This is a genomic window from Microbacterium sp. GXF0217, assembly GCF_054798195.1.
In genome coordinates this window covers 1-25258 of the sequence record NZ_JBSJZG010000002.1, presented here as the reverse complement: position 1 = coordinate 25258, position 25258 = coordinate 1, and the positions used below count along the sequence as shown (strand labels likewise).

23 protein-coding genes and 1 pseudogene are annotated in these 25258 nt (G+C 66.9%); 6 read left to right on the top strand and 18 right to left on the bottom strand.

What is annotated here, in order from left to right:
• Nucleotides 1-51: 51 nt before the first annotated feature.
• Nucleotides 52-258 carry a cold-shock protein gene (locus ACWAT3_RS03435; RefSeq protein WP_046014597.1) on the bottom strand — a complete coding sequence of 69 codons (207 nt, stop codon included), beginning with the start codon at nt 256-258 and terminating at the stop codon, nt 52-54.
• Between the two features lie 612 nt (nt 259-870).
• Here ACWAT3_RS03435 and ACWAT3_RS03430 point away from each other — a divergent pair.
• The 3 genes and pseudogenes from ACWAT3_RS03430 to ACWAT3_RS03420 all read left to right on the top strand — a co-directional run bounded on the left by ACWAT3_RS03430 (nt 871) and on the right by ACWAT3_RS03420 (nt 2052).
• Nucleotides 871-1044 (top strand): CsbD family protein, encoded by a 174-nt coding sequence (locus ACWAT3_RS03430; protein WP_460795916.1) that lies wholly within the window; start codon nt 871-873, stop codon nt 1042-1044.
• A 23-nt stretch (nt 1045-1067) separates the two neighbouring features.
• Nucleotides 1068-1259 (top strand): annotated as a pseudogene (locus ACWAT3_RS03425) (glutamate-cysteine ligase family protein); the annotation flags it as partial.
• The gene (locus ACWAT3_RS03420) at nt 1165-2052 is read left to right on the top strand and encodes a carboxylate-amine ligase (RefSeq protein WP_460796779.1); all 888 of its coding nucleotides are present in this window, start codon (nt 1165-1167) and stop codon (nt 2050-2052) included. The pseudogene ACWAT3_RS03425 and the gene ACWAT3_RS03420, both read left to right, overlap by 95 nt.
• On the opposite strand, the gene ACWAT3_RS03415 is transcribed toward ACWAT3_RS03420, so the two are convergent.
• A complete protein-coding gene (locus ACWAT3_RS03415) occupies nt 2053-2610 on the bottom strand; it encodes a small multidrug efflux protein (protein ID WP_460796777.1) in 558 nt (185 codons plus the stop codon).
• Nucleotides 2611-2767: 157 nt separating this feature from the next.
• On the opposite strand from ACWAT3_RS03415, the gene ACWAT3_RS03410 reads away from it, so the two are divergent.
• Nucleotides 2768-3964 (top strand): sensor histidine kinase, encoded by a 1197-nt coding sequence (locus tag ACWAT3_RS03410; protein WP_460795914.1) that lies wholly within the window; start codon nt 2768-2770, stop codon nt 3962-3964.
• Nucleotides 3961-4563 (top strand): response regulator, encoded by a 603-nt coding sequence (locus ACWAT3_RS03405; protein ID WP_460795912.1) that lies wholly within the window; start codon nt 3961-3963, stop codon nt 4561-4563. The genes ACWAT3_RS03410 and ACWAT3_RS03405 overlap by 4 nt, the downstream gene beginning before the upstream one ends.
• Before the next feature lie 22 nt (nt 4564-4585).
• Here ACWAT3_RS03405 and ACWAT3_RS03400 read toward each other — a convergent pair whose 3' ends face one another.
• The 13 genes from ACWAT3_RS03400 to ACWAT3_RS03340 form a co-directional block, all read right to left on the bottom strand.
• Nucleotides 4586-5305 carry a VIT1/CCC1 transporter family protein gene (locus ACWAT3_RS03400; protein WP_460796775.1) on the bottom strand — a complete coding sequence of 240 codons (720 nt, stop codon included), beginning with the start codon at nt 5303-5305 and terminating at the stop codon, nt 4586-4588.
• A gap of 93 nt (nt 5306-5398) precedes the next feature.
• Nucleotides 5399-7654, bottom strand: coding sequence for a heavy metal translocating P-type ATPase (locus ACWAT3_RS03395; protein WP_460795910.1), 2256 nt, complete (start codon nt 7652-7654; stop codon nt 5399-5401).
• A 96-nt stretch (nt 7655-7750) separates the two neighbouring features.
• Complete coding sequence (locus ACWAT3_RS03390) at nt 7751-8710, bottom strand: heavy-metal-associated domain-containing protein (protein WP_460795908.1); 960 nt, start codon at nt 8708-8710, stop codon at nt 7751-7753.
• Nucleotides 8710-8919, bottom strand: coding sequence for a heavy-metal-associated domain-containing protein (locus ACWAT3_RS03385; protein ID WP_460795906.1), 210 nt, complete (start codon nt 8917-8919; stop codon nt 8710-8712). The genes ACWAT3_RS03390 and ACWAT3_RS03385 overlap by 1 nt, the downstream gene beginning before the upstream one ends.
• 317 nt (nt 8920-9236) lie before the next feature.
• Entirely contained in the window at nt 9237-9932 is a 696-nt protein-coding gene (locus ACWAT3_RS03380) for a substrate-binding domain-containing protein (RefSeq protein ID WP_460795904.1), read from the bottom strand.
• Between the two features lie 53 nt (nt 9933-9985).
• Nucleotides 9986-10651, bottom strand: a complete 666-nt coding sequence (locus tag ACWAT3_RS03375) for an aspartate/glutamate racemase family protein (protein ID WP_460795903.1) — start codon at nt 10649-10651, stop codon at nt 9986-9988.
• Entirely contained in the window at nt 10648-11436 is a 789-nt protein-coding gene (locus ACWAT3_RS03370; protein WP_460795901.1) for a hydroxypyruvate isomerase family protein, read from the bottom strand. Before ACWAT3_RS03370 ends, ACWAT3_RS03375 begins: the two co-directional genes overlap by 4 nt.
• Before the next feature lie 3 nt (nt 11437-11439).
• Nucleotides 11440-12447 (bottom strand): phosphoglycerate dehydrogenase, encoded by a 1008-nt coding sequence (locus ACWAT3_RS03365; protein ID WP_460795900.1) that lies wholly within the window; start codon nt 12445-12447, stop codon nt 11440-11442.
• Entirely contained in the window at nt 12444-13925 is a 1482-nt protein-coding gene (locus ACWAT3_RS03360) for an aldehyde dehydrogenase family protein (RefSeq protein WP_460795898.1), read from the bottom strand. Before ACWAT3_RS03360 ends, ACWAT3_RS03365 begins: the two co-directional genes overlap by 4 nt.
• Complete coding sequence (locus ACWAT3_RS03355; protein WP_460795896.1) at nt 13922-15646, bottom strand: GH39 family glycosyl hydrolase; 1725 nt, start codon at nt 15644-15646, stop codon at nt 13922-13924. The genes ACWAT3_RS03360 and ACWAT3_RS03355 overlap by 4 nt, the downstream gene beginning before the upstream one ends.
• A gap of 2 nt (nt 15647-15648) precedes the next feature.
• Nucleotides 15649-16581: a carbohydrate ABC transporter permease gene (locus ACWAT3_RS03350; RefSeq protein WP_460795895.1), complete on the bottom strand. Its 933-nt coding sequence runs from the start codon at nt 16579-16581 to the stop codon at nt 15649-15651.
• Entirely contained in the window at nt 16578-17555 is a 978-nt protein-coding gene (locus tag ACWAT3_RS03345; RefSeq protein WP_460795893.1) for a carbohydrate ABC transporter permease, read from the bottom strand. The genes ACWAT3_RS03350 and ACWAT3_RS03345 overlap by 4 nt, the downstream gene beginning before the upstream one ends.
• A complete protein-coding gene (locus ACWAT3_RS03340) occupies nt 17552-18829 on the bottom strand; it encodes an extracellular solute-binding protein (RefSeq protein WP_460795891.1) in 1278 nt (425 codons plus the stop codon). Before ACWAT3_RS03340 ends, ACWAT3_RS03345 begins: the two co-directional genes overlap by 4 nt.
• 214 nt (nt 18830-19043) lie before the next feature.
• Between ACWAT3_RS03340 and ACWAT3_RS03335 the strand changes: the two genes are divergently transcribed.
• Nucleotides 19044-19742 carry a GntR family transcriptional regulator gene (locus tag ACWAT3_RS03335; RefSeq protein WP_460795889.1) on the top strand — a complete coding sequence of 233 codons (699 nt, stop codon included), beginning with the start codon at nt 19044-19046 and terminating at the stop codon, nt 19740-19742.
• Between the two features lie 615 nt (nt 19743-20357).
• Here the strand turns inward: ACWAT3_RS03335 and ACWAT3_RS03330 are convergent.
• The 3 genes from ACWAT3_RS03330 to ACWAT3_RS03320 all read right to left on the bottom strand — a co-directional run.
• Nucleotides 20358-22715: a hypothetical protein gene (locus ACWAT3_RS03330; protein WP_460795887.1), complete on the bottom strand. Its 2358-nt coding sequence runs from the start codon at nt 22713-22715 to the stop codon at nt 20358-20360.
• Nucleotides 22708-23952: a hypothetical protein gene (locus tag ACWAT3_RS03325; protein WP_460795885.1), complete on the bottom strand. Its 1245-nt coding sequence runs from the start codon at nt 23950-23952 to the stop codon at nt 22708-22710. The genes ACWAT3_RS03330 and ACWAT3_RS03325 overlap by 8 nt, the downstream gene beginning before the upstream one ends.
• A gap of 875 nt (nt 23953-24827) precedes the next feature.
• Nucleotides 24828-25258: transposase (locus ACWAT3_RS03320; RefSeq protein ID WP_460795884.1), on the bottom strand; the 431-nt coding region annotated here is incomplete at its 5' end.

The following is a 25258-nucleotide window of genomic DNA, read 5'->3' as shown; positions in this document are numbered from 1 at the left end:
CGCCGGATGCGCGGATACGCGCTCCGGTGGGGAGTCCTGTGAAGAATCGCCTCAGAGGGGGCGAATGTTCTCGGCCTGCAGGCCCTTGGGGCCCTGCGCCACATCGAACTCGACGCGCTGGTTCTCGTCGAGCGAGCGGTAGCCGGAGGACTCGATGGCGGAGTAGTGCGCGAACACGTCGGCGCCTCCGTCGTCAGGGGAGATGAAGCCGAAGCCCTTCTCCGAGTTGAACCACTTGACCGTGCCCTGGGTGCTCATGTACTGCCGTTCTGCTGGTATTGACGCCGACGCAGGGATGCCCCGACACGGCTAACGCTAGTGGAGCACGGCGCTCGCGGAAACGGGCAGGACGAAGAAGGTAACCCAAATGTTGCACGCCGGTCATGCACCGCGGCGCGCAGAGGCCCCGAGAAAGTGGAGTGGCCCTCACCGCGGGGGGAGCGATGAGGGCCAGAAGACGACCGGAGGGTGCGTCAGGAACAGCCTAACGCGAAATCGAGATCTTTGTCCCCCATTTGGGGGACAAAATGGAAATTTCGTGGGAAGATGACTCGATAGCGGCCCCCTCGAATAGCCCATTGGGGACTGAACTACTCGAGGGGGCCCAATCGCATGTGCGGATCGCTGGCTCTGGGGAGAACCGCTCGTCTGCTGGGGTAAGACGAACGCGATCGATCCCGGTGCACATGCACCTTCACCATAGGGGAGGTGAGTGGCCGCGTCCATGGACTGAGAACCACGGATCGCGGCCCGTGAAGGTCGGGAAGGACGCCGTGGGAACCGCTAACGCCTCGTTCCCCCGGCGTCAACCCCGTCGACCTCATTCGCTTTCCGGGCGCACAGTGGTTCCTCCGAACGAAGGAGGATGACATGGGCATCGACGACAAGGCAAAGAACGCCGCAGACAAGCTCGCCGGGCAGGTCAAGGAGACCGCAGGCAAGGTCACCGACAACGAGAAGCTCGAGGCCGAGGGCCGTGCACAGCAGGCGAAGGCGGACGTGAAGAAGGCCGCCGAGAACGTCAAGGACGCGGTCAAGGACTGACCCAGGGTCCCCGGGGTCCCGTCATGACCCGCTTCGGGGTCGAGGAGGAGTGCTTCCTCCTCGACCCCCTCTCTCTTTCCCCCGCCGCATCCGCCGGACGTGCCGCTCATGCGCTGGCGGATGCCGGCGGACCAGGCGCCTTCACCAGCGAGTTCCTCACCTGCCAGCTGGAATACGCAACCTCGCCCGTGCGCACCCTCGATGAGGCGCGTACGCAGCTCACCGCCGCACGGGATGCCGTGGTCGGCTTCGCCAGCGCGGAGCACTGCACCTCCGGCCCGACCGGCACGCCGTTCGGCACGGGCGGGGCCCACGTCTCACCCCGAGGACCGCATCCGCGCCCTGAACAGGCTGCGTCCGTGGCTGCCCGTCCTGCTGTCGGTGTCCGGCAACTCGCCGTTCTGGCAATCGCGCGTCACGGGCTTCCAGAGCTGGCGGACGGTGGTGATGCGGCGGCTGCCGACGATGGGCTGCCCGCCGATCTTCCGCGACCATGCGCACTACCGCAACCACCTCGCTCAGCTCATCCGCCTCGGAGCGTGTCCCGACGCGGCATCCCTGGCCTGGGCGGCGCGACTGTCCGATCGCTTCCCCACGGTCGAGGTCCGCGTGTTCGACACCCAGCTCGAACCGGACGACGCGCTCCTTCTGGTCGCTCTCGTGCGCGCGATCCTCGTCGCCGAAGAGATCGCCGTCCTGCCGCTCGATTCCGACCTCATCGATGCGTCGCTCTGGATGGCGGCCAGAGAAGGACGGGACGCGGCGCTCATCGACCCGGTCACGGGGGAGACGGCCAGCGCGCAGAGACTCGTCCAGGACCTGCTGCACCGCATCCGGCCGCACCTGGAGGAAGCCGGCGACGCGGACTTCGTCCGAGAGCGGATGGCCTTCGTCCGTTCCGACGGCACCGGAGCCGACCGGCAGCTCGCCGCACTGCACACAGGAGGAGTGCCCGGTCTCGCCGCCCTGCTGGGCGGGAGGACCGGGCACTCGTCGCATGCGGCGTGATCACGCGACGGCGTGGATGACTCCCGTGAGGATCAAGGTGACGAGGGTCGTCCATCCGATGATGGCGATGCCCTGCCAGATCAGGATGCGCGCTCTCCCCACACCGGTCGCGGCCAGCATGGTCGCCGTGAACTGCGTCGGCAGCAGCAACGGACCCAGCAGGCTGACTCCCGGCACACCGTAGCGCTCCAGCGCGCGCTGGAACTTGGCGCGGCGTGCGGCCTTGCGCTCGCTCTCCTCCGGCTCGACCTCGACGGATGCCGGCGCGCCGGATGCCGAGACCGCGACCGCCTCGCGCGCCTGAACTCGGGCGCGGTGCCTGGTCACGACCGCGTTGCGCGCACCGGCGCTGATGAAGACGAGGATCGCGACGCAGACGAAGTTGCCGAGGATCGCCGCGATCGCCGCGACGATCGGCGGGATGCCGCCGATGATGCCGATCGCGGCAGCGCCCTCGCCCTCGATGAAGGGGACGGCTCCGGCAGCCGCGACGATCAGAGGCTGGATGAACTCCGGCACCTGGGCGACGAGCTCCTGGAAGGTCTCGATGAGGTTCATGATGTGCTCCTGGGTGAGGCTCTGAGCGGCGGATCCGCTCGGCATGACACCAGTGAATCGCGGTGCGGCGGCGGCAAGAAGTGCCGGTCCGTCACCACTTCCCCTGCAGGTCTCACGGCCCGTGGGTGACAACTGTCATGGCCGTAATGTGGTGCACATGTCGAGTCTCAGCACGTCCGGATCGGATGCCGGAGCCGGGGGCGCCAGCCGCCTCACCCGCGGGATCACCGCGACGTGGTGGTACACCGCATCGGCCGTCATCTTCCTCGAGCTGGTCCTCGTGCTCCTGCTCCTCGCCGTCGTCGCCGAGCGGGGTGAGAGCGCGGCCGTCCTCGCCGTCGTGATCCTCGGCGGAATGCTGTGGTGGTGCGCGACGCTCGTGCTGCTGTTCCAGTACCGGCACCGCGACGACACCGCGGGGACGGGTCCGTGGCAGCGGATCGCCCTGCCGCTCGCGGTCGCGGCGATCTACGCCGCCGTCATCGGCCCTGCCACCGGGCTGTGGATCGCTGCCGGGTTCGCGATCCTGCAGCCGCTCGTGCTGCTGAACTGGCCGCGCGGCGTCCGGCTCCGTCTGGTCATCGCCGCCACGGTCGTGCTGATCGCACTGGCGATCGTCGACCGGAATGCGGGCTCGCTCGATCCGCGTGCCGAGACCAGCGTCTGGATGTTCGCCCTGTTCGCGATCCTGCTGCCCGCGATGTCGGTGACCTCGTTGTGGTGGTGGGACGTGCTCATCACGTTCGATCGCGCGCGCGCCGCCGAGTCGCGTCTCGGCGCGATGCAGGAGCGGCTCAGGGTCGCGACGGATGTCCATGATCTGCAGGGGCACCACCTTCAGGTGATCGCGCTGCAGCTCGAACTCGCCGAACGGCTGATGGCGAAGGACCCGGCTGCGGCGCTCGAGCAGATCCGCCTCGCACGCACCAGCGTGGACGAGGCACGACAGGGCACGCGCGACCTCGCGCTGCGGTTCCGCTCCGTTCCCCTGCGCGACGAGATCGCGAACGCCGTTGATCTGCTGCGCGCGGCCGGAACCTCTGCGGACGCGTCGGTGGATGCCGCGGCCGATGCCGCCCCGGCATCCGTCCTGGGGCCGGTGATCCGCGAGACGACCACGAACGTCCTGCGCCACGGCGGCGGGAGATGGGCGCGGCTGACGCTGACGCGCGTCGGCGACGCGTGGCGGTACGAGATCGCGAACGACACCGCCTCCTCGACGGTCGAGAGCGCCGACGGATCCGGCCTGGAGGGGATCGCACGACGCGCGGCCGAGGCCGGCGGCACGGTGGAGGTCGAACGGGGGCGCGCGGAGTTCTCCGTCGTCGTGACGGTTCCGGAGGTGTCTCGATGATCCGCGTGCTCGTCGCCGATGACGAGGTCATGATCCGGTCGGCGATCGCCGCGCTGCTGAATCTCGAGGACGACATCGAGGTCGTGGCGGAATGCGCGGACGGCACCGAAGCGGTCGACGTCGCCGTCCGACTGGCCCCCGACATCTGCCTGCTCGATCTGGAGATGCCCGGTCTCGACGGCGTCGAGGTCGCCGAGCGCCTCAGCCGGGTCGTCGCCACGCGCTGCATCGTCGTCACCCGCCACGCGCGACCCGGGGTGCTCCGGCGTGCGCTGGCCTCCGGGGTCGCCGGCTTCCTGCCGAAATCCCGCGGGGCGGACGAGGTCGCCGAAGTGATCCGACGGGTCGCGGCGGGCGGACGCTACGTCGACCCCGAGGTCGCCGCCGACGCGCTCAGCGACGAGCGGTCACCGCTCACCGAACGCGAACTCGACGTGCTGCGCGCCGGGCGCAGGGGTGAGACGACGGGACAGATCGCCAAGGCGCTGTCGCTCGCGCCCGGCACGGTGCGCAATCACGTCTCCGCCGTGCTCGGCAAACTCCACGTCGCCACGCGCCAGCAGGCCGTGCTGCTCGCGGAGGAGCGCGGCTGGATCTGATCCGGTCCGGTACCGCGCGCGGTCACAGCACGGTCGTGCCGAACAGGCTCCCCACGAGATAGGTCGCGGCGAGCGCGAGCGCTCCGCCGATCATGGTCCGCACGACCGCACGTCCTCGGTTCGCGCCGCCGAGCCAGGCAGCCACGTAGCCGGTGACGGCGAGCGCGACCAGCACCGTGACGAACGTCAGCCCGATGCGCAGCGGATGCGGGGCGAGCAGGATCGTCACCATCGGCAGCAGCGCCCCGAGGAAGAACGCGATTGCCGAGGCGATCGCCGCATGCCACGGGCTCACGACGTCGTCGGCATCGATGTTGAGCTCGGCCGAGAGGTGGGCGGCGAGCGGATCGTGCGCGGTGAGCTCGGTCGCGACCTGGGTCGCGGTCTCGAGGCGCAGACCCTTGGCCTGGTAGAGCCCGACCAGTTCGCTGAACTCGGCATCCGGATCCTCGGCGAGCTCGCGCCGCTCCTTGGCGATCAGCGCCCGTTCCGAGTCGCGCTGACTCGAGACGGAGACGTACTCGCCAAGCGCCATCGAGATCGCGCCTCCGACGAGCGCGGCCGCTCCAGCGATGAACACCGGACCGACCTCGGCGGTCGCGCCGGCCACGCCGACGACGACGGCAGCGGTCGAGACGATGCCGTCATTGGCGCCCAGCACGCCGGCGCGCAGCCAGTTCAGGCGCTGGGCGAGACCAGGCGCGTGCGGTTCATGCGCGTGCGCCCCCGGCGACTCCTGCATGCTCATCGGCCCTCCATCCGTCCCGCCCGATTGTGTCGCACTCCCGGGCCAGCCGCCAGGAGAGCCGTCGGCCTCCGAGAGATCGGGTCGTGCTCAGTCGTCCGTCGCCTGGCTGCGGAACGACCGCAGCCGCAGGCTGTTGCCGACGACGAACACGCTGGAGAACGCCATGGCGGCTCCCGCGAGCATGGGATTGAGCAGCCCGAGCGCGGCGAGCGGGATCGCAGCCACGTTGTAAGCGAAGGCCCAGAAGAGATTGCCCTTGATCGTGCCGAGCGTGCGGCGTGAGAGGCGGATCGCATCGGCGGCGCTGCGCAGGTCGCCGCGGACCAGCGTGATGTCGCTGGCCTCGATCGCGACGTCGGTCCCTGTTCCCATCGCGAGTCCGAGATCGGCCTGAGCGAGGGCGGCTGCGTCGTTCACGCCGTCGCCGACCATCGCGACGACCCTGCCCTCGGACTGAAGACGCGTGACGACATCGACCTTGTCGGCCGGCAGCACCTCGGCGATCACTGTGTCGACGCCGACCTCCGCCGCGATCTGCTCGGCGGCGGCGCGATTGTCGCCGGTGAGCAGGATCGGCGTGAGGCCGAGCGCCTTCAACTGGGCGATCGCCCTGGCACTCGTGGGCTTCACGGCATCCGACACCACGAGGAGGCCGCGGGCCTGACCATCCCAGCCGACCGCGATGGCGGTGCGGCCCTGCCGCTCGGCCTCCTTCTTGGCGGCGGCGAGATCCGCGGGGAGGGGCTGCGCCCAGTCGGTCAGCAGCGACTCCCGACCGACGAGCACGCCGTGCCCCTCGACCACGCCCTGCACGCCCTTGCCCTCGATGTTCGTGAAGCCCTCGACGGCGGGGAGCGCGCCGAACTCCCGCGCGGCGGCCTGGGCGATCGCCTGCGCGATGGGGTGCTCCGAGGCATCCTCCAGCGCGCCGGCGAGTCGCAGCAGATCGGCGCGTTCCACGCCGTCGGCGGCGTGCACGCCGACGAGCGTCATACGTCCCGTCGTGACCGTGCCGGTCTTGTCGAGCACGATCGTGTCGACGCGACGGGTGGACTCGAGCACCTCAGGGCCCTTGATCAGGATGCCCATCTGCGCGCCGCGCCCCGTTCCGACCAGCAGGGCGGTGGGTGTGGCGAGGCCGAGCGCGCACGGGCACGCGATGATGAGGACGGCCACCGCGGCGGTGAACGCGGCGGATGCCGGGAACCCGGCGCCGAGCCAGGCGGCGAGCGTCACCACGGCGATCGCGATGACGATCGGCACGAAGATGCCGGACACCTTGTCGGCCAGACGCTGCACGTCGGCCTTGCCGGACTGCGCGTCCTCGACGAGCCTGGCCATCTGGGCGAGCTGGGTGTCGGCGCCGACCCTGGTGGTGCGGACGACGAGGCGGCCACCGGCGTTGACGGTCGCGCCCGTGACGGCATCGCCCTCGGCGACCTCGACGGGGACGGACTCGCCCGTCAGCATGGATGCGTCGACGGCGGAGGTGCCGGAGACCACGACGCCATCGGTGGCGATCTTCTCACCGGGGCGCACGACGAACTCGTCGCCCACCGCCAGATCCGCGATCGGGATGCGGGTCTCGACGCCGCCACGCAGCACGGCGACGTCCTTCGCGCCGAGTTCGAGCAGGGCCCGAAGCGCCGCACCCGCCTGCCGCTTGGAGCGCTTCTCGAAGTAGCGGCCGGCGAGGATGAAGGTCGTGACGCCGGCCGCGACCTCGAGGTAGATGTTCGCGGCGCCATCGCTCGGAGCGACCGTGAGCTCGAAGGCGTGGGTCATCCCTGGAACTCCGGCCGTTCCGAAGAACAGCGCGTACAGCGACCAGGCGAACGCCGCGATCGTGCCCATCGAGATGAGGGTGTCCATCGTGGCCGCGCCGTGACGAAGATTCGTCCACGCCGCCTTGTGGAACGGCCACGCGCCCCACACGATGACGGGGGCGGCGAGCGTGAGCGACAGCCACTGCCAATACGGGAACTGCAGCGCGGGGATCATCGCCATCGCGATGACGGGCACGGCCAGCACCGCCGAGACGATCAGACGATTGCGCAGGCCGGTGAGCTCGGCATCCGGAGCCTCCGCGTCATCGGACTCGGTGTCCGCCGGCGGGGCCGGCAGTTCGGCGGTGTAGCCGGTCTTCTCGACCTCGGCGATGAGCAGCGCGGTGTCGAAGCCGGCCGGGGCTGTCACCTTCGCCTTCTCGGTGGCGTAGTTGACCGTGGCCGTGACACCGTCGAGGCGGTTCAGCTTCTTCTCGATGCGCATGGCGCAGGAGGCGCACGTCATGCCGCCGATCTCCAGCTCGACGCTGGCGACGTCGTTCGTCGTGTCGCTCATCGCTGTCTCCTCAGGGTGTCGATTCGCGAGAAACCACTTCCCGCGCGAGAAACCACTCCAGCGGTGGTTTCTCGTCTCGCATCTGGTTTCTCGGCGTCAGTGCCCGCCGTGGTCATCGGCGTCGCCGCCGCCGTCGGTGTCGCGTGCGGTGTCGGATGCCGCGGCATCCAGGACGAATGGGGCCGTGTGCACCTGCCCGTCGACCTGGAAGTCGAGGTAGAGCAGGTAGCGACCGGCCGACGGGACATCGGCCGTGAAGGCGACCGTCGGGCCTGCGGTGTCGCCGGTTTCCGGTTCGTCGCCGTGGGCGTGCACGTGCAGGTAGGCGAGGTCGCCGTCGCGGAGCGCGACGAGGTGGCCGAATGCGCCCAGATACGGCTCGAGCGTTGTGACGGGTGCGCCGTCGCGCGTCACCTCCACGGTCAGGTCGCTGTCGGATCCGGCGACGAGCTCGCCGGTGATCGCCACGTCGAAGCCGTCGACGGATGCGGCCCGGACGACCTCGGTCGCCGGCTGCGGCGTCAGGGTTCCGGCGACGTCGACGGTGCGCGACAGGGTCGCTGCGGTGCCGTCGGAGGCGAAGTCGGTGTACAGGCGGTAGGTGCCTGCGGCGTCCCAGGTCCAGAGAAGCGACCAGACGCCGGTGGCGGCATCCAGCTCGGGATGCACGTGGCGGTACTGAGTACCGTCGCTGCGGACCACGATGAGGTGCAGCTGCTTGTCGTGGGCCGTGTCGTAGGTGGTGACGGGCTCGCCGTCGGAGCCGAGGATGCGGAAGGAGAGTGCGCCGTCCGTCGTCGTGTCCGCGGGTGCGGACACCGGTCCGAGGGTGAATCCGGATGCCGAGGTTGTCGTGCCGCTCACGTCCTGCTCCTTCTGCTGCTGCGGGTTCTGCTGCGCCGGTTCTGTGTCGTGCGCTTGTTCGTCCGCGTGGCTCGCCTCACTCCACCCCGCGACCGTGCTGTCGGGCACGATCGCCCCGGCGGCCAGGTAGGCGGCGCCGAACGCGACCACAAGACCCGCGCCGTAGAGTCCGAGACGGCCCGCGGTGTTCATCAGACGCGCACCGCTGCGTAGCCGGCCTCGTCGACGGCGGCAATGATGGCCTCGTCGTCCAAGGGGGTGTCGCTCGTGACGACGAGCGAACCGGTCTGGGCACTGACGTCGACGCCGGAGACTCCGGCGATCCGGCTGACCTCGCCACGGACGGACATCTCGCAGTGACCGCACGTCATTCCGGTGACCTGGTATTCGGCGGTGCTCATGGCGGTTCTCCTCATCCCGTTCGGCATACCCAGGAGGGGTATGCGATTGAGTCAACCATATACCCATGGGGGGTATTCCCGTCAACGTGCTGAGTCGCAGCGGCCGATGCGATAGTCGCGCGTTCCGCGACCCGCTGCACCGGCTCTACCCGGATTCGCTGATCATTGCCGCCGAGCTGCCTCTCTTCCGACAGCTCCGATCTGACCGGCGCGTCGACAGCGTCTCGGTCCGGCCTGACCGTGACGTCCTGCCGCGAAGCGCCGAGACCGATACTGGACTCAGCGGCCAAGGGGTGCCGAGCCAGCTGATGCTCCGCTCAAGCCATCGCGTGCACCGGCCGCAGACCCGTCGCCGCGTACGCCCGCCCGGCACGCGGACTCGACAGCGCGTCGAGCAGCGCCCGCGCCGGAGCAGGATCGGGCAGGGCGGCGCCGATCGCCGCCGAGAACTCGGTGTAGTGCTGCACAGGCTCAGGCAACGGCCCGACCACCGTGGCTTCCGGCACGAACAGCAGCTCGCTCAGCTGCTGCACCGCAAGATCGGCGCGCCCGTCGATCACGGCGAGTGCGGTGAATCCCTTCTCGACGATCGTCGCCTGTGCATTGACCTCGCTCGCGATTCCGAGTTCCTCCAGCAGCCGGGCGAAGTACACCCCGCTCGCCCCTGTACGCGAGTAAGCCACCGACCGCGCCGAGCGCAGAGCCACGACGAGGGCATCCACCGTGTGGATGTCGGGGATCACGCACGACGGGTCGACGGCGATCCCGACGCCGACGCGCGCGATCGCCGTGCGCGAGTCGAGGTCCAACACCGCACCGAGCGGATCGAGCTGATGGGAAACGCCGATCATGAGGTCGGGCCGCTCGCCGTTCTCGATGCGCTGCAGCAAGACATTCGTCGGATCGAACACGCCGTCGACCTCGATCCCGGTCTCGGTCGTGAAGGATTCGAGGATGCTCTCGTCGAGGGCCTTCTTGACGGCGAGAGTGCTGTGCAGGGTGATGGAGACCACGGGTTGTTCCGTTTCGCTGGGGGACGGGATGGGAGAGGTTTCGGACGCGGCGTTCACCGCACCACCGTCGCCTTGAGCATCCTGGCGGCCGCCTGCGGTCCTGAGATGACGGGCAACCCGGTGTCACGGGCGACCCTGGCAGCGGCCGGCGCCAGCGAGAACTGGCCGAGAAGCACGGCGTCGACGCGGCCGGCTTCCCCTTGCACAGCCGCGACGAGCGCCCTGGCCAGCGCGTCGGAATCACCGGCTCTTGTGGCCGCGAAGGCATCAGGGACGGTCAATCCGATCACGCGCGACGGGGAGTCCTTCTCCGCGAGGAAGTCGCGCAGACGACTCATCGAGTCGTGCATCGCCGACTCGAAGGAGGCGACCAGCAGAACCGTGTCGTAACCGCCGACACGCACGGCCTCGAACGCCGCCTGATCCGGCGCGAGCACAGGCACTGACGCCGACGTGCGGTGCGCGACCGCGCCGTACATCGAGCACGTGAGCAGCACTCCGGCGGCTCCCTCCTCCAGCGCGAGCTCGATGAGGGCCTCCATGCGGTGCGCCAGGGAATCCGTGAGGCCGCCCGCGGCATCCGCATCGGGGAGCAGTCGGTCGTCGAGGATGTTCCACACCTCGGCGTCGTCGAACTCCTCGGCGAGCGCGTCGACACTCGGGGCGATCGCCGCGGTCGTGCCGTGAATCAGTGCGATGCGTGGGCTCCGTCCGCTCACGAGGTCAGCTCCGTGATCCAGCTCAGCCCGGCGACCGTGTCACCAGCGGGCGCGTACTCGCAGCCGATCCAGCCGTCGTAGTCGGATGCGGCGATGGCCTCGAAGACCGTTCGGAAGTTGATCTCGCCGGAGCCGGGCTCCGCTCGCCCTGGCGGGTCGGCGACCTGCACGTGGAACACCCAGGGGAGCACCTGACGAAAGGTCGTCAGCAGGTCTCCCTCGTCGATCTGCGCGTGATAGACGTCGAACATGAGCCCCACGTTGTCGGCATCCACCGCTTCGGCGACGGCCGCAGCGTGCGACTGAGTGTCCAGGATGAAGCCCGGAGCGTCACGCTTATTCTGCGCCTCGAGCACGATGCGCACGTCCGTGCCGGCCGCCGCCTGCGAAGCCCACGAGATATTGCTGACGAAACGCGCGAAAGCGCGATCGCGACTCACATCATCCGGACGGAGTCCCGCCATGACATGGATGAAGCGACTGTCCAACTCGACCGCGTACTCGAGGGCGAGCTCGAAGTCGGATCGGAACTGCGCCGCCTTGTCCGGCATGCAGGCGATTCCCTGGCGCTCCGGCGTGCCCGGCTGCCCTGTCGGCGTATTGATCAGCACCTGGGTAAGGCCGGCATCCGACAGACGCCGTCGCAGCTCGCTCGCTGGATAGGGATAGGGAGCCGCGTACTCGACCCCGATGAACCCGGCGGCGGCCGCCGCATCGAAACGCTCGAGGAAATCGACCTCGGTGAAGAGCCACTTGATATTGGCGTCGAAACGGAGTGCAGTCATCGGTCAGGCCTTCCGGTCGGGGAGCGCCCCGGCCGCGGCCAGGTAGTCCGGGTTGACGAGGTGTTCCGGTGCGGGATCGCCGTCCAGCAGTGCGATCACCTGCTTCGCCGCCATCAGGCTCGATCGCGACCGTGCTTCCACGGTGGCCGCTCCGATATGGGCGGTCACGATCACGTTGTCGAAGCCGCGCAGCCGGCTGTCCGCCGGCAACGGCTCCTGTCGAACCACGTCGAGTGCTGCACCGCCGAGGTGACCGCTCTCGATCGCATCCGCGAGCGCCTCCTCATCGACGACCTCACCCCGCGCGGTGTTGATGAGGAACGACCCCGGCTTCATCAGAGCGAGTGCCCTGCGGTCGATGAGATCGCGCGTCGACGAATCGAGGAAGATGTGCAGGCTCACGAAATCCGACGCCGTCAGCAGCTCTTCGAGGCTGACCGGACGCACGCCCGTCATCGCAATGAAGGCCTCATCGAAGAAGGGGTCGTAGGCGACGACGGTCATGCCGAGAGCAATGGCCGTGGTCGCCACTGTCTTTCCGATCGAGCCGAGGCCGATGATGCCGAGGGTTGATCCCGCCAGTTCTCGCCCACTGCGCTGCTGCCAGCCGCCGGCACGCACCGCGGCGATGTTCTGAGGGAGCATGCGCGCCGCATTGATCATCTGACCGAGCACCAGCTCGGCCACGGATACCCGATTCGCCCCCGGCGTGAACGTCACTGCGACTCCGTTGGCGGTCGCCGAGGCCACATCGATGTTGTCGTAGCCGACACCGCAGCGGCCGAAGATCCGGAGCCGCGGTGCGGATTCGATCACCTCGGCGGTGAATGCATCCGTCCCGGCGATGATCGCATCTACGTCGGCGACGGCATCCGTGAGTTCGGCACCGGTGCGCACACGGTCCTGGTACTTGGAGAAGGTCGTTTCGAACCCGGCGTCGCGGAGCATCCGGTCGACCTCCCCGTCAGGGAACAGGTAGGCCGTCGTGATGAGGACGCGACCGCGGCTCACGCGGCAGCCCCTTGGTCGGATGGACTCATCCGGTAGCTCACGAACGTGTACTCGTCGAGGCCCTCGGTACCGCCCTCTCTGCCGTAGCCCGAGCCCTTGGTTCCCCCGAACGGCGCCGAGGGGGCGGCAAGCGCGGTGGTGTTGAGCCCGATCATCCCCGCATCGAGCCGTGCCGCCACCGCGTCGAGCTGCTCCGGATCGGCCCCGAACACGTAGGCGGCGAGCCCCTGCTCGACGTCGTTGGCGCGATCGACCGCCTCGTCGATGCGATCGTAGGGAAGGATCGGTGCGATCGGCCCGAACGGCTCCTCACGGAGGATCCGCGCATCGGCGCCGACATCCGTGACCACGGTCGGCTCGTAGAACCAGCCGCCCAGCCCGTCTGGCCGCTTGCCGCCGGAGAGGAAACGGGCCCCGCCGTCACGCAGATCGTCCACGAGCACCTCGATCGCGTCCCGCCTGCGACTGTTCGCGAGAGGACCCACATCGACCCCGGGGTCCGTGCCGGGGCCGACGCGCAACGAGGAAGCGACCTCCGCGAACGTCTGTGCGAACAGTTCGGCCTGATCCCTGTGCACGAAGAAGCGAGTGGGCGAGATGCAGACCTGACCCGCGTTGCGGAACTTGGCTGCGGCCAAGGCCTTCGCCGCAGCGACGACATCGCTCTGCGGGAGCACGATGACCGGCGCGTGCCCGCCCAGCTCGAGACTCAGCGGCTGGAGGTTCTCGGCCGACAGACGCACCAGTTCGCGCCCGACCGGAATCGAGCCGGTCAGCGTGATCTTGCGGATGATGGGCGACCCGATGAGCCGACGGGCGATGGCGGATGCATCGCCCGTGACGAGCGAGACCACGTCCGCGGGAAGCCCCGCATCCCGCAGCGCGACGACGAGTGCTGCCGCCGCGCTGGGTGCCTCCTCCGCCGGTTTGACGACGATGCTGCATCCGGCGGCAATCGCCGGGGCGATCTTGCGCGCCGGAAGGGATGCCGGGAAATTCCATGCCGAGAACGCGGCGACCGGGCCGATCGGACGACGCCCGACCTGCGCGATCTGCCCCGGCCCTGCGGCGACGCTTCGGCCGACGTCACGGATGGCCTCGGAGGCGTACCAGTCGAAATAGTCCGCGGACTGCCCGACCTCGGCTCGCGCCTCTGTCAGCGTCTTGCCCTGCTCCGCCGTGATCGACGCGGCGATGCTCTCGGTTCGTTCCCGCAGCAGACGAGCCGCCTGCGACAGCACATCGGCCCGCCGCTGGGGTGCCGACGTCCGCCAGTGGGCGAAACCCCGCGCTGCGGCGGCGAGAGCGTCATCGACATCGCCTTCGGTGGCGCGCGCCACCGAGCCGATCAGTGCGCCGGTAGCCGGATCGATCAACTCGATGGTGCTCTCGTCGGCGGCGTCACGCCATTCGCCGTCGATGAACAGCCGTGACCGGCGCGCTGCGGTGCCGCCGGCGGGGCGAGGATCGAGCGTCATCGCGTCTCCAGGACGAAGAGGGACACCGACGGAAGCGGCAGGCTCGCCTCGAGGTTGAGCGCGCCGTCGACGGTGTCGATCCGGCGTGCGTCACCGACCGTCTCGAGGCCCTGGCGGGCGGTGATGCGGGCGAGTTCTTCCTCAGTCGGATCCTGCGGGGACCCCAGAGCCGTCCACACCGTGTGGGCGTTGGAGTGATCGGCATCGATGCGGTACTCGGCGACCGTGTAGCCAGACGCGGCGAGTCCTGTGAGCGACAGCCGCACGGCGGTCTCGGCGGAATCAGTGCTGTACTGATCATCCGCGTGGCGCCAGACCAGCACCGCGATGGTGCCGTCGTCTGAACGGGTCGCGAGCGCGTCGACCTCCTCGGGCATGCCGAACGGCATCCCGGACAGATCATCGATCGGCCAGGCGGCGTCGGAGGTCACCGCGAGGCGCTCCCCGCCGAGCTTGCCGAACAGGCGGTAGGCGTTCAGGAACGGCTTCTCGACGCCGCCGGCCGTCAACCAGGCGCGAGTCCCCTCGAAGTAGCGCTCCCCTTCGAAGTAGAAAGACCACGTGGTCGCTTGTTCGATGTTGTCCTGGCGGCTCTCGCTCAGATCGAGCAGCTTCTTCATCAGCTTGGCCTGGAAGACCGGGTAGTACTCCGTGTTCTGGAAGCGGAAGTTGGAGTTGTCGTAGGCGCCGTGGTGCGCGGGCACGCCGGCGTCGCACTCGTCGATGATCGCCGGCAGCGCCGCGTACCGCGGGAACTCCTCCATGACGGCGAGCAGCCGGTCGATCTCGAAGAGCATCTTCATGGTCGTCGGCGACTCCCGCTCCGGTGCCTCACCACCCGTGGGACCGTAGGTGCGCCACGGGGTGAAGAACGAGCCCTTCGTGTGGAAGGACACGTAGTCCAGCGGCGTATCGGTGCGGTCGCAATGCTCCAGAAATCCGCGCAGGAAGCTCGCGCCGTTGTCGCCGCCGGTGACCGAGGGACCGCCGATGCGCGCCTTCGGCAGCACTCCGCGGACAGCGTCGACCGTGACGGTGTACAGGTCGTAGTACTGCTGAGGCGTACCGCGCCAGTAGAAGATATCGGGCTCGTTCCACAGCTCCCACACCCACGTCGACACCTCTTCGGCGCCGTAGCGCTCGAGCACATGCTCGGCGACCGCAGCGCACAGGCCCGACCACTTGCCGTAGTCCTTGGGCGGGAACGACCAGAGACCGTCTTCGTAGCTGCTGTACACGGTCGGGCTGGAGTTCGCGGTGAAGACGTCATAGGCCTTGTCAGGCACCAGATCCTTCGGCGTGAAGCCCAGCTCGACGAGCACGTGGTGCCCTGCGCCGACGATGGCGTCGTACGTCTGGTCGAGGATCGTGAAGTCGTAGAACGGGTTTCCGTCGGCATCCTCGTGGTAGACGTTTCCGCTGCCCCAGTGCGGCAGACCGAATCCGCTGCCGCTGCAGAACATGTAGTGCGGTCGCACGTGGAAGGGCTGGGCGGAGAACTCGCGGATCCCGCGGAGCAGCTTCTTTCCGGTCGGACGGTAGGTCCAGTTGATCTCGTCGTATCCGACGCTCGCCCAGATCGGCGTGATCGCCCTGCTCGGTGCACTCGCATCGACGGCGATGCTCGCCGAGGAGATGTGCTTCGCGTCCGGGTTGGATGCCGCAGCCCCCGGGTGCTCGACGTTGTGGCCCGCGTGGGTGGGTCGTTTGAGATCTGTCATGACTAGCCTTTCAAGCCGGTGTTGCTGATGCCCTCGACGATGAAGCGTTGGGCGAAGAGGAAGACGAGAAGCGGTGGGGCGATGGCGAGGACGGTCGAGGCCATCACGACCCCGTAGTCGACGTCACCGTACGCCGAACGGAACGTGATCAGCGCCAGGGGGAGGGTCTGCATCGATGGCGAACTGGTCGCGATCAGCGGCCAGAGGAAGTCGTTCCATGCCGCCAGGAAGACGAGGATGCCGAGGGTGGCGAGGCCGGGGCGGATGAGTGGCAGCACGATGTAGCGGTAGTTCTGCCACGCGTTCGCACCATCGACCTTCGCCGCATCCGTGAGCTCGATCGGCAGGTTCATGATGAACTGCCGCAGCAGCACGACCCCGAACAGCGACACCACATGCGGGAGGATGAGCGCGCCGTACGTGTTCAGGATGCCCAGCGCCGCGAACTGCTGGAAGAGCGGGACGAGCACGACCTCGGCGGGGATCAGCATGGTGAGCAGGATGACCGTGGTCAGCGCCGTGCTGAATCGGAACGGAAGTCGGGCGAGGGCGTAGGCGACCATCGAGCACACGATGAGCGCGAGCACCGTCGAGACGATCGCGACGATGCTGCTGTTCGCGAAGGCGACGAAGATGTTCACCGCGCGGCCGTCGGGCTGGACGAGCTGCGTCCAGTTGCCGAGGGTCGGTTCGGTCGGCAGGAACCCCGCGCCTGTCGTCGCGCGCGCCCCGTTGAACGAGCCGATGATGACCCACAGCAGCGGAAGCGTCCAGCCGATGGCGAAGATCGTGGCGATCAGCGTCGCGACGCGCCGGGATCGACGTTCGCGCGGCCCGCGGGTGCTCGACCTGCTCGCGCCTTTGGTACGAGCGGGGCGGGTGGTGCCGGCATCGGCGGACACCGTGGACTCCGAGTTCGAGAGGACGGCGGTCATGATTGTGCTCCCCTTCGCGTCATGATGAGTTGGACGGCGGTGACCACGAGGATGATCAGCGCGAGCGCCCACCCGATCGCGGCGGCATAGCCGGTCTGGAAATCGCGGAAGCCGGATTCGTAGAGCATCTGCAGGACGACACGGGTGGAGCCTGCCGGCCCGCCGGCGGTGACCAGGTAGACCTGCTCGAAGACCTTGAACGAATCGATCAGGCGCAGCAGGATCACGAGCATCAGCACCGGTGCGATCGCCGGGAGAGTCACATAGCGGAACCGTTGGAACACGTTCGCACCGTCGAGCCTGGCCGACTCGTACAGCTGCGCAGGAATGTCCTGCAGCGCGGCGAGCAGCACGAGCAGCGGAAAGCCGACTCGCCACCAGAGGGTGATGAGCACAACAGCGCCCATGGCCTCACCCGGGTTGCTCAACCAGGCCTGCTCCGGCATCCCCATGGAGCTGAGGATCTGGTTCAGGTTTCCGCCGAGAGGATTCAGGACGGTCTGCCAGATGATGGCGACGGCCGCTCCCGTCAGCAGGTACGGAGAGATGAACGCCGCGCGGATTCCGGCGCGCCCGCCGAGGTTCTGATTCAGCATCAGGGCGAGCAGAAGACCGGCTGCCACGAGGACCGGCACGTTCAGCACGACGAACAGGGCGGTGTTGCCGAGGGCCGACAGGAAGTCAGGATCGGTGAGCAGGCTGGCGTAGTTCGAGAGACCCACGAACCCCCCGGTGCCCTCGGCGACGTTCGTGTCCGTGAGGCTGAGCCAGAATCCGCTGATGATGGGTGCGCCCCAGAGGAACAGGAAGAGCGCCAGGAACGGAGCAGCGAAGAGCAGCCCGATCTTCGTGCGCTGGCGCCTGGTCTGCTCCCGGTGCAGACGTCTTCTGTGCGACCGGTCAGCGGATCCGGGGACGGTGGCCGATCGAGTGTCCGTGGACTCCTCTACGGTGTGCGTACGTGCGGAGGTCATCGTCGAGCTCCTTGAATCGCGGCCGTGGCCTGCTTAGCCGCTGCATTGAGCAGCGCGGTGGGGTCCTGATTGCGGTAGATCGCGGACTGCGTGGCGTTGGTGGCGTAGCTGAAGGCGAGGTTCCATCTCGGCGCATAGGGCACGAAGCGTGCGCGGGGTGATTCGTCCACGAAGGTCTGCATGGCGGTGACGACGGGATCCTCACTGGCCAGCATGTCCTCCTTCGCGCCGATATACGCCGGCGCCTGCGCCCGGCCCCAGGTCGAGCTGCCCTCGCGGATCAGCCAGGAGATGAACTTCTCCGACTCCGTGCGGATCCAGTCGTCATTGCGCGCCTGCTTCGGTATGCAGTACACGTGCGAGGTCGCGGCCACGGCGGGCGCGGCATCGAAGAACGCGGGCATCGGGGCGACGGCGAGGTCCAGGCCCTGCTGGGCGTTGACATCGATGACGGACTGGAGGCCCCACGGTCCGATGAAGATCATTCCGACCTTCTCGTCGTAGAGTTGCTGGCCCATCTGCACGCCGTCGAGCAGCTGCGTGGGGGAGATCTTGTCCTCGTGGATCCAGCGGCGTTCCATCTCGACGGCCTCGATCATCTCCTTCGAGTTGAACAGGGCACGGTCGCCGTCGACGAGTTCGCCGCCGTTCTGCCAGTTCATGCTCAACCACGGGCTCCAGGACGCGGGCTCTCGGATGAACCCCCACGGCCCCGTCTCCTTGATGGCCTTGCCTGCAGCCACGAACGAAGCGGCATCCGTCGGTGGCCGGTCCGGGTTGAGCCCGGCCCGCTCGAACATGCGTCGGTTGTAGACCATGGCTTGCGGGCCCGTGCTCATGGTCACGCCGAGCTGCTTGCCCTCGTGCGCACCGAGTTCCAGGGTTCCTGGAAGGAAGTCGTTGCGCGAGAGCCCCATGCGGTCGAGGTCCATCGTGTGCAGGAACCGGCGCAGCGGCGGGACCTCGTAGCTGTGCAGCGCCATGATCGCCGGCGGATTCCCGGCGATGGATGCGGTGACGAGCTTGGTCAAGTAGTCGCCGCCGTACGCGGGGGCCGACATCCGGATCTGCGCTTCGGAGGACTGCGCGTTGTACTTGTCGATGATGCCCTGCATGATCGCGCCGTCCGGGCCGGTGTAGAAGGTCACGAACTCGAGCGTGCGTCCCCCGCTGGCCGTGGTGTCGTCGAATGGCGAGCTGCATGCGCTCAGCATCCCCGCGGCCGATAGCGCCGCTGCGGCACCGAAGAACTGTCTCCGTGTCATCTCGACCATTTGCTGCGCCTCCTCGCGCACGCCGACGTACATGCCAGCGATGGGACATCCCTGGCGGTTGCTCCGCCGATGCGGCCGCCTGCCTGAGCAGTCTGTCAGGGCAGATCCAAGATTGTCAACAACAAACAATAAGCAATCGAACCTCAGCTGGTGTACTCTCGGGCGGTACCGAACAGCCGTGGTGCCACCGCGGACACCGAGGAGAGGAACGCGCATGGATCTCGATGCGCCGATCGCCGCCAGTACTCCTGCTCTCGCTGCTCTGGCGGCCGACAGACTCCGCGAGATGATCACCCGCGGAGCGATCGGCCCGGGTGAGCGCCTCAAGGAGGTGGAGATCGCGAACGGCATGCAGGTGAGCCGTGGACCGATCCGCGAGGCGATCTCGATTCTCGCGGGCGAGGGTCTGCTCGAGATCCGTCGGCATCGAGGCGCAAGGGTCATCACGATGACTGCCACCGACATCGAAGAGGTCTACTCGCTGAGACTCGCCATCGAGCGACTCGCCATGCAACGCGCGGCGACGCGGATGACGCCGGAGATCCTGGACGCCATGGACGCGGTGATCGAGCAGATGCGTGAGACGACAGAGCGCGAGCACTTCGCCGAATCCGTCGCCCTCGATCTTGATTTCCACGACCTGGTCTACGAAGCCGCCGGGCACGAGCGTCTCAATCGCACCTGGCATCTCGTGCGGAGTCAGGTATCCGTGTTCCTGCACGCGCGCACCGACACCGATTACTTCCAGGGCACGGCAGCCGACAAGCACACCGCCCTTCGAGACGTCCTCGCCAGCGGAGATCCGGACGCCGCTGTGCGCGCGATCGAGCAGCACATCGGCTGGGCGCTCGAGCGGCTCATGCCATCACATGTGTCCGAGAGCGTCGGCGAGGGCGCGGGGGAGGATCAGTAACCGGGCTCAGCCCGCGACATCCGCTCGAAGAGGAATGTGCGTGGCACGCTGTCAGAACATGACGCGCAGACCCCTCATGTGCGCGCTCGCGCCTTCCACCGAGGAGGCGCGCAAAGCAACCGCAAAACGGCTGAACTCCCGAAATCCGGGTGTTCAGCCGTTCACGTTGTCCTGCGACATCCCATGTGGTTGTGGTGTGTTTAGGATTCTCGATCTACACGCCACCTAGCATGAGTTTCAGCCACCCCCAATTGCGTCGTTTCCACTCGCGCTACGCCGACTTTCCCGCTGCGCGCCCTAGAGTTTCCCGTGCAGCCCACGCCATCCGCGGAATCACGCCGATCTCGGACCCAGACGCAGAAGGCGTGTTCCTTGCACCTCGCCTGTGGTTCCGGCTCCGCGGGGAGGTTCTTGGCATGACGCATATCTCGTCCAGGGAGGCCGAGTACGCGACGGACTTGCAACCTCGTTGGCTCACGATGCTCGTCGGCGTCGGCCAGGACTGTGGTGACGTGCCTGCGAGAGTTCGTCGCGAAGACCTCGACCCGCGATTGACGGTGAGTCCTGGCAGCACCGCCGACAGCCGGCGAGGTGGTGTCGTGTTCCCCAAACGGTCTACAGACGCCGGGTCGAAAAACCTTCACCATCGGCGCTGAGTTTGGTGTACTGGAGTAGAGCGGCCAAGAGCGGCGACGTTGCATGGTCAACCTCCTCGATGAAAGCGAGTATGCGGGCGAGGTCGGCAGGTGCGAGCCGGAGTGCCCCTGGTGACGTCGGATCCGTGACTCCTCTAGCGATGGCGAGGGCGAACTCGGTCGCCGCGCCGCCTTTACCGAGGTCATCGCGAGCGGCGAGGATATCGACGATCTGATCCGTCATGATCGCGCTGGTCTCTTCGTGCGAGGAGTAATCGAGTTCCATCCCGCGGGCCGCGCGGAGGATCGACGCTTGGATGATTGGGTCGTTGAATCGGCCAAAGTTCATGGGGTCGAGCACGTACCCGTGTCCGGGTATCCCGAAGAGCGCGTAGCGCCCCTCCTTTGAGTATCGGAAGGCGTGGAGCACGGCCGACATTGTGAAGAACACCTCCGCTTGGCTGGGGTTTCTCCCATCAGCGAATCGGTCGAGGTCCTTGAACTGGAACTTCCAGAAGGCGAAGTTGGGATTGAGCTGTAATTCGTCGCCCGTAACGCCGTAGCCGGGCGCGGGGAAAAGCGTCAGCGGCGCCGAGTCATCCTCGGAGGTGCGCGTCAACTCGCTCATTCGCGCCTCCAAGGAAGTGAGCTCCGGTGCCCGCTTACCGTTCGACGGTTGGCGACGCAGACACGCGTCCGCACGGCGAAGCAACTCGAGCTCCAAGGCCCACGAGTTCTGGTCGCGTCGATCCGGTTCGTTGTCGACGGTCCAGATGCTGCGTAGCGGATAATAGCCGGGTCGTTCACCGTACTGCAGATCGCTCTTGAATGACTTCCAGCTCGCCGACCCGCGCGGCCGAGCGCACACGATGAAGTAGTGGATGTGGTCCTCGTGGAGGTACCTCAATTGGCGGCTGATATTCAACAGTGACCGACCGCTGGCGACTGTGCCGGCGACGACGAAGGCGTGTCCGCCACTAAGCTCCGCCTTCTCGTCCAGTTCCGTTGCGCCAACGATAGTCGCGTCCAGGCCCGCGAGATCGCACAACTCTTTGGCGATCTCCGCGACGGCGTTGGAGTCTGGATCGCTCAGCGTCACGATCCAACGAATGTGCCCTGGAAGCGCCAGCTTAAGCTCGCGGACAACGCGCGCTCGGATCGCGCTTTCTGAGTCTTGGAGGGCGTCCGCGAGGCGCACATCCACGCTACGCGATTCTCCCGGGGAGGAACCGTGGGACGTTCCGACCCGGATGGCGCCACGCCCGACAAAGTCGTACATGAAATCGCTGAGTTGCTGGCTGCCGTACTCGGCTTTGAGCATCCGGGTGGTGGCCCGGGTTGCTTCGGGGACGAAGTCCTCACCTTCGAGGCTTACTGTGATCAGTCCTTCCTCGCACAACTCGCACGAGTCCGCGGACCAGGTTGGGATCGGATCGATCTTGTACTCGTCGGCATCATCGGCTGAGGTTCGAGTAAGGTCGCACAGAACCGTGCCCATCGGCGATGCTCCAACGAAGAAGAGGGTGGCGATGTCATCCAAAGGCACGCCATAGCGTTCACTGATACGCACGGCTAGGCCGCCAGATGTGCTCGCCGAAATAATGATGAGTGGTTGATCCACAGGATTCGGCGGATTCTTTGCAAGCCGAACGTGTCCGCCGAAGCTATCAACGGACGTGACGGTCGGTACACCGCTGAAGGCGGATTGGAGAGCGGAAAGCGCGAACCCGACGCCGGCAATGGCGTTGGTGTCTACCCAAACGCGGCTGTACTCCCGTTGCGAGGCCCACGGCAGCAGCGCAGCAGCAGCAAAGTAGGTGAGGGGGCTGCGGGCCAAGACGGGGCCTGCCCGCAGGAAGCTTTGGGTGTGTCCGCCGCTTGGCTTAGCGTAGTGCAGGCCAGCGTGCGCCTGCATGAGGCCACTGCCTTCGCAGAACATGACTTTGAGTCCCTCGTCGCGGACCTGCTGAGCGGTCTTGGTATCCACGATCTTGTCAGCGTCGGTATCGAGCTCAGCCCACACGCCTTCGTGATCAAAGACGACTACCCGCACTGCGTCAAGCTTCGCGGCGTGCTCGAGGCGCTCCGTGAGCGAGGCGGAATCGCGGATACGCCGCAGTTCTTCGGCTACGTACGCAGGCCCCACCAGCCACAGCTCAGAGCTCAGAGCGTTGCGGGCGAAGAAGTCCCGTAGCTGGCTGCCGACATCGCTGCCAGCGCGCTTGTCGGTCGCGAAGAAGGCGACTGTCACGGTGCGGCCGGGCATGTTGCTGGGTGTAACCCTGGCACTGAAGATGTAGGTGTCCTGGATGACCTGCATCCTTGAGGCGTCAGTCATCCCCGGCTACCTCCCACAAGGTGTCTGTGGACGCCAATGGCGGAAGCGGGATGACGAGAGTGAAGCTGGTGCCGGCAAGCATGGGACTTTCTGAAGGTCGCTGAAGACCCCCGTACCAGAACCTCTCGTCGTCAGCGCCTTCCAAGTATGGGAACCGGGTGAAGTCCCGGTAGACCTCGAATCGGCCGCTGCGGATACGCGCGTAACCGCCGAGCGCGCTGAGGAATCGTTGCACACGCCGAAGACCCATGCCGCGCATGGGTTCTCGAGTGCGGCCACGAGAAGTCATGCGAAGAGCGCGAAGGAAGTACTCCAACTCCTTGTCCGGGGTGGGACTGAACTCGTTCTCACGAGCAAGGAGCGTGCGCGCGAGCCCCGGTCCGGAATCGAGGACTGAGACGGTCAAGAAACGAAGCTGGTCATCATCACCGACGGACGGGGCGCGCTGGTAGTAGTTCGACAGATCGTTGCGGTCACTGGTCTGCGACATCGTGGCCCGGGTCTGTGAGTATCCGCGCAGCTGCACGAGTCGAACTGACTTCGGGAGGGTGTGCCCCCGCGCGGTCCGACGAGCATGAAGATCTGTGTTCTGGACGAGCTCGAACAACAGCATGCCGAGAGCTCGCCCTGTCGCGGAGTACTTGTCCCCGAAGCCTTCCGGGTTCAGTGGGCCCACCCCGAGGGCTCGGTGCCCGAGGGGCGCTCTGCCACGCAGCTTGGACACGTCCATACGGTCGGAACCCGCGTAGAAAGGGCGCGCGAATTCGTCAAGAGCAGGGTGAGGGTAGAGCCCGTGCGGCTTCTCAAAGTCTGGGATGTGGTCGACGGCCATGACAGTGCGATTGGTGCCAACGCTCACGCCTGTACCCAGTTGGGGAAGGTCAGAGGAGGAGGCGGTCGCGGTTTCCGCGAGCGTTCGAGCCTGGTCAGTGATGTCATTGCCGGCAGCATCAATGACGGTTGGAGCAAGGTGAATCGCTGCGAGGAGGGGCGCGTTTCGTTCAAGCGCTTCCGAGACTCTAGGCGCATCGACATCGAGGTTCGTCTGTAGCGCCGCCGCTGCTGGCTTCGTGCCCCAGGTGATGACGGCTTGTGTCGCCAATGATGCGGCAACCGTGCCCTTGAAGCTGACCTTGGAGGGTACGTAGAGCTTGCTAGCGCCGCTATTGACTGCTGAGGCGAACTCGTCGGCGCGTGCCGCAGACACAGTCTGGGGCAGATTGAGGGTCTCGGTCACGTGGGCTCCTGCCGTTCTCGGCAACACTAGTGGGGACGTCAGGCGAGTGGAAAAGCCCTGACCGGTTGGCTCTATCCGGACAGCCGTGCCGTGGCGAAGGCAGCTCCAGCGAGTGACCTCCATATACGCGGCGCCGCTCAAGAGTCGTTCGGTGCTGCCGCTACGGCGACAGCACCTCGCGACATCGAAGTCCGCGAGTCGATGGCGAGAAGAAGACGCATAGGGGCGCGGCTCCACTCCCAGTCCTATCAACGTTATCCACAGGTACGAGTATGCGACGGCGGCTCTGCGCCTGTGCATGACATTCAATCCGCCCAGGATTCGTGCGGGAGCTGCGGACATTCCTGGATGACCTTATCCAGTTGCCCCGGCCGGCACCCGAGCGTAGACATCCCACGCACTTTCGCTCGTGCCGGAGAGACCGATAGTACAGAATTTGAGCCAGTATCTCGGTTGTGAAATACACGGCCTTGCAGTCGAAGTGGCAGTTCCTCAACACGGCCGAGCGATGGCCAGGCAACGTTGTCATGACGGTGCTCGCTGAGTCCAGAGAGCACCGTCGCCCTGCTCGATTACTCGTCAAATGCGCCAGGCGTGACGACGTTTGGCGCCGCCGGCAGGTCAGTAGCAAGGTCAACTTGCCTATCAGCCACCGGGCCCAAACTCGATAATCGAAGAGCCAGCCGACAGGCACGACTGTGCCACCTGCTGGAAGGCGGCGTCGAACGCTTCATCGCCCACACCACCCCCTGCAGCCGCCTGCATGACTGAGCGCAACTGCGCGCTCACCTCCGTGCTACCGAGCGGAAAAACGGACCATGCGTCCTTGACAGCCGCCAGCCGAGCGTTGAAGTGAATCGGCCTGACTTTCGTTCCTATCGGGAGCCTTGTCTGGCGGGTGCCGGATTGGCTGATTCGAGGTCAGCGTAGTACGCCTGTTCAACCTCGAGTGGGGTGCGCATGTCGAGCTCGCCGTGGAGGCGGGAGTTGTTCCACCACCACACCCATTCGAGAGTCGCGAGCTCGACCTGTTCGACGGTCCGCCAGGGCCCTTGCTGGCGGATCAGTTCGGTCTTGTAGAGGTTGTTGATCGCCTCGGCGAGGGCATTGTCGTAGCTGTCGCCAACCGTTCCCGTTGAGGGGACGGCACCGAGCTCGACGATGCGGTCGGTATAGACCATCGCCATATAGTTCGACCCATGATCCGAATGATGCGTCAGCCCGGTGAGATCACCGCCGGCGCCCCATGCGGCCATATCGAGCGCCTGCATCGGCAGGATCTCCGCGCGAAGCGTGGCGGCGACGT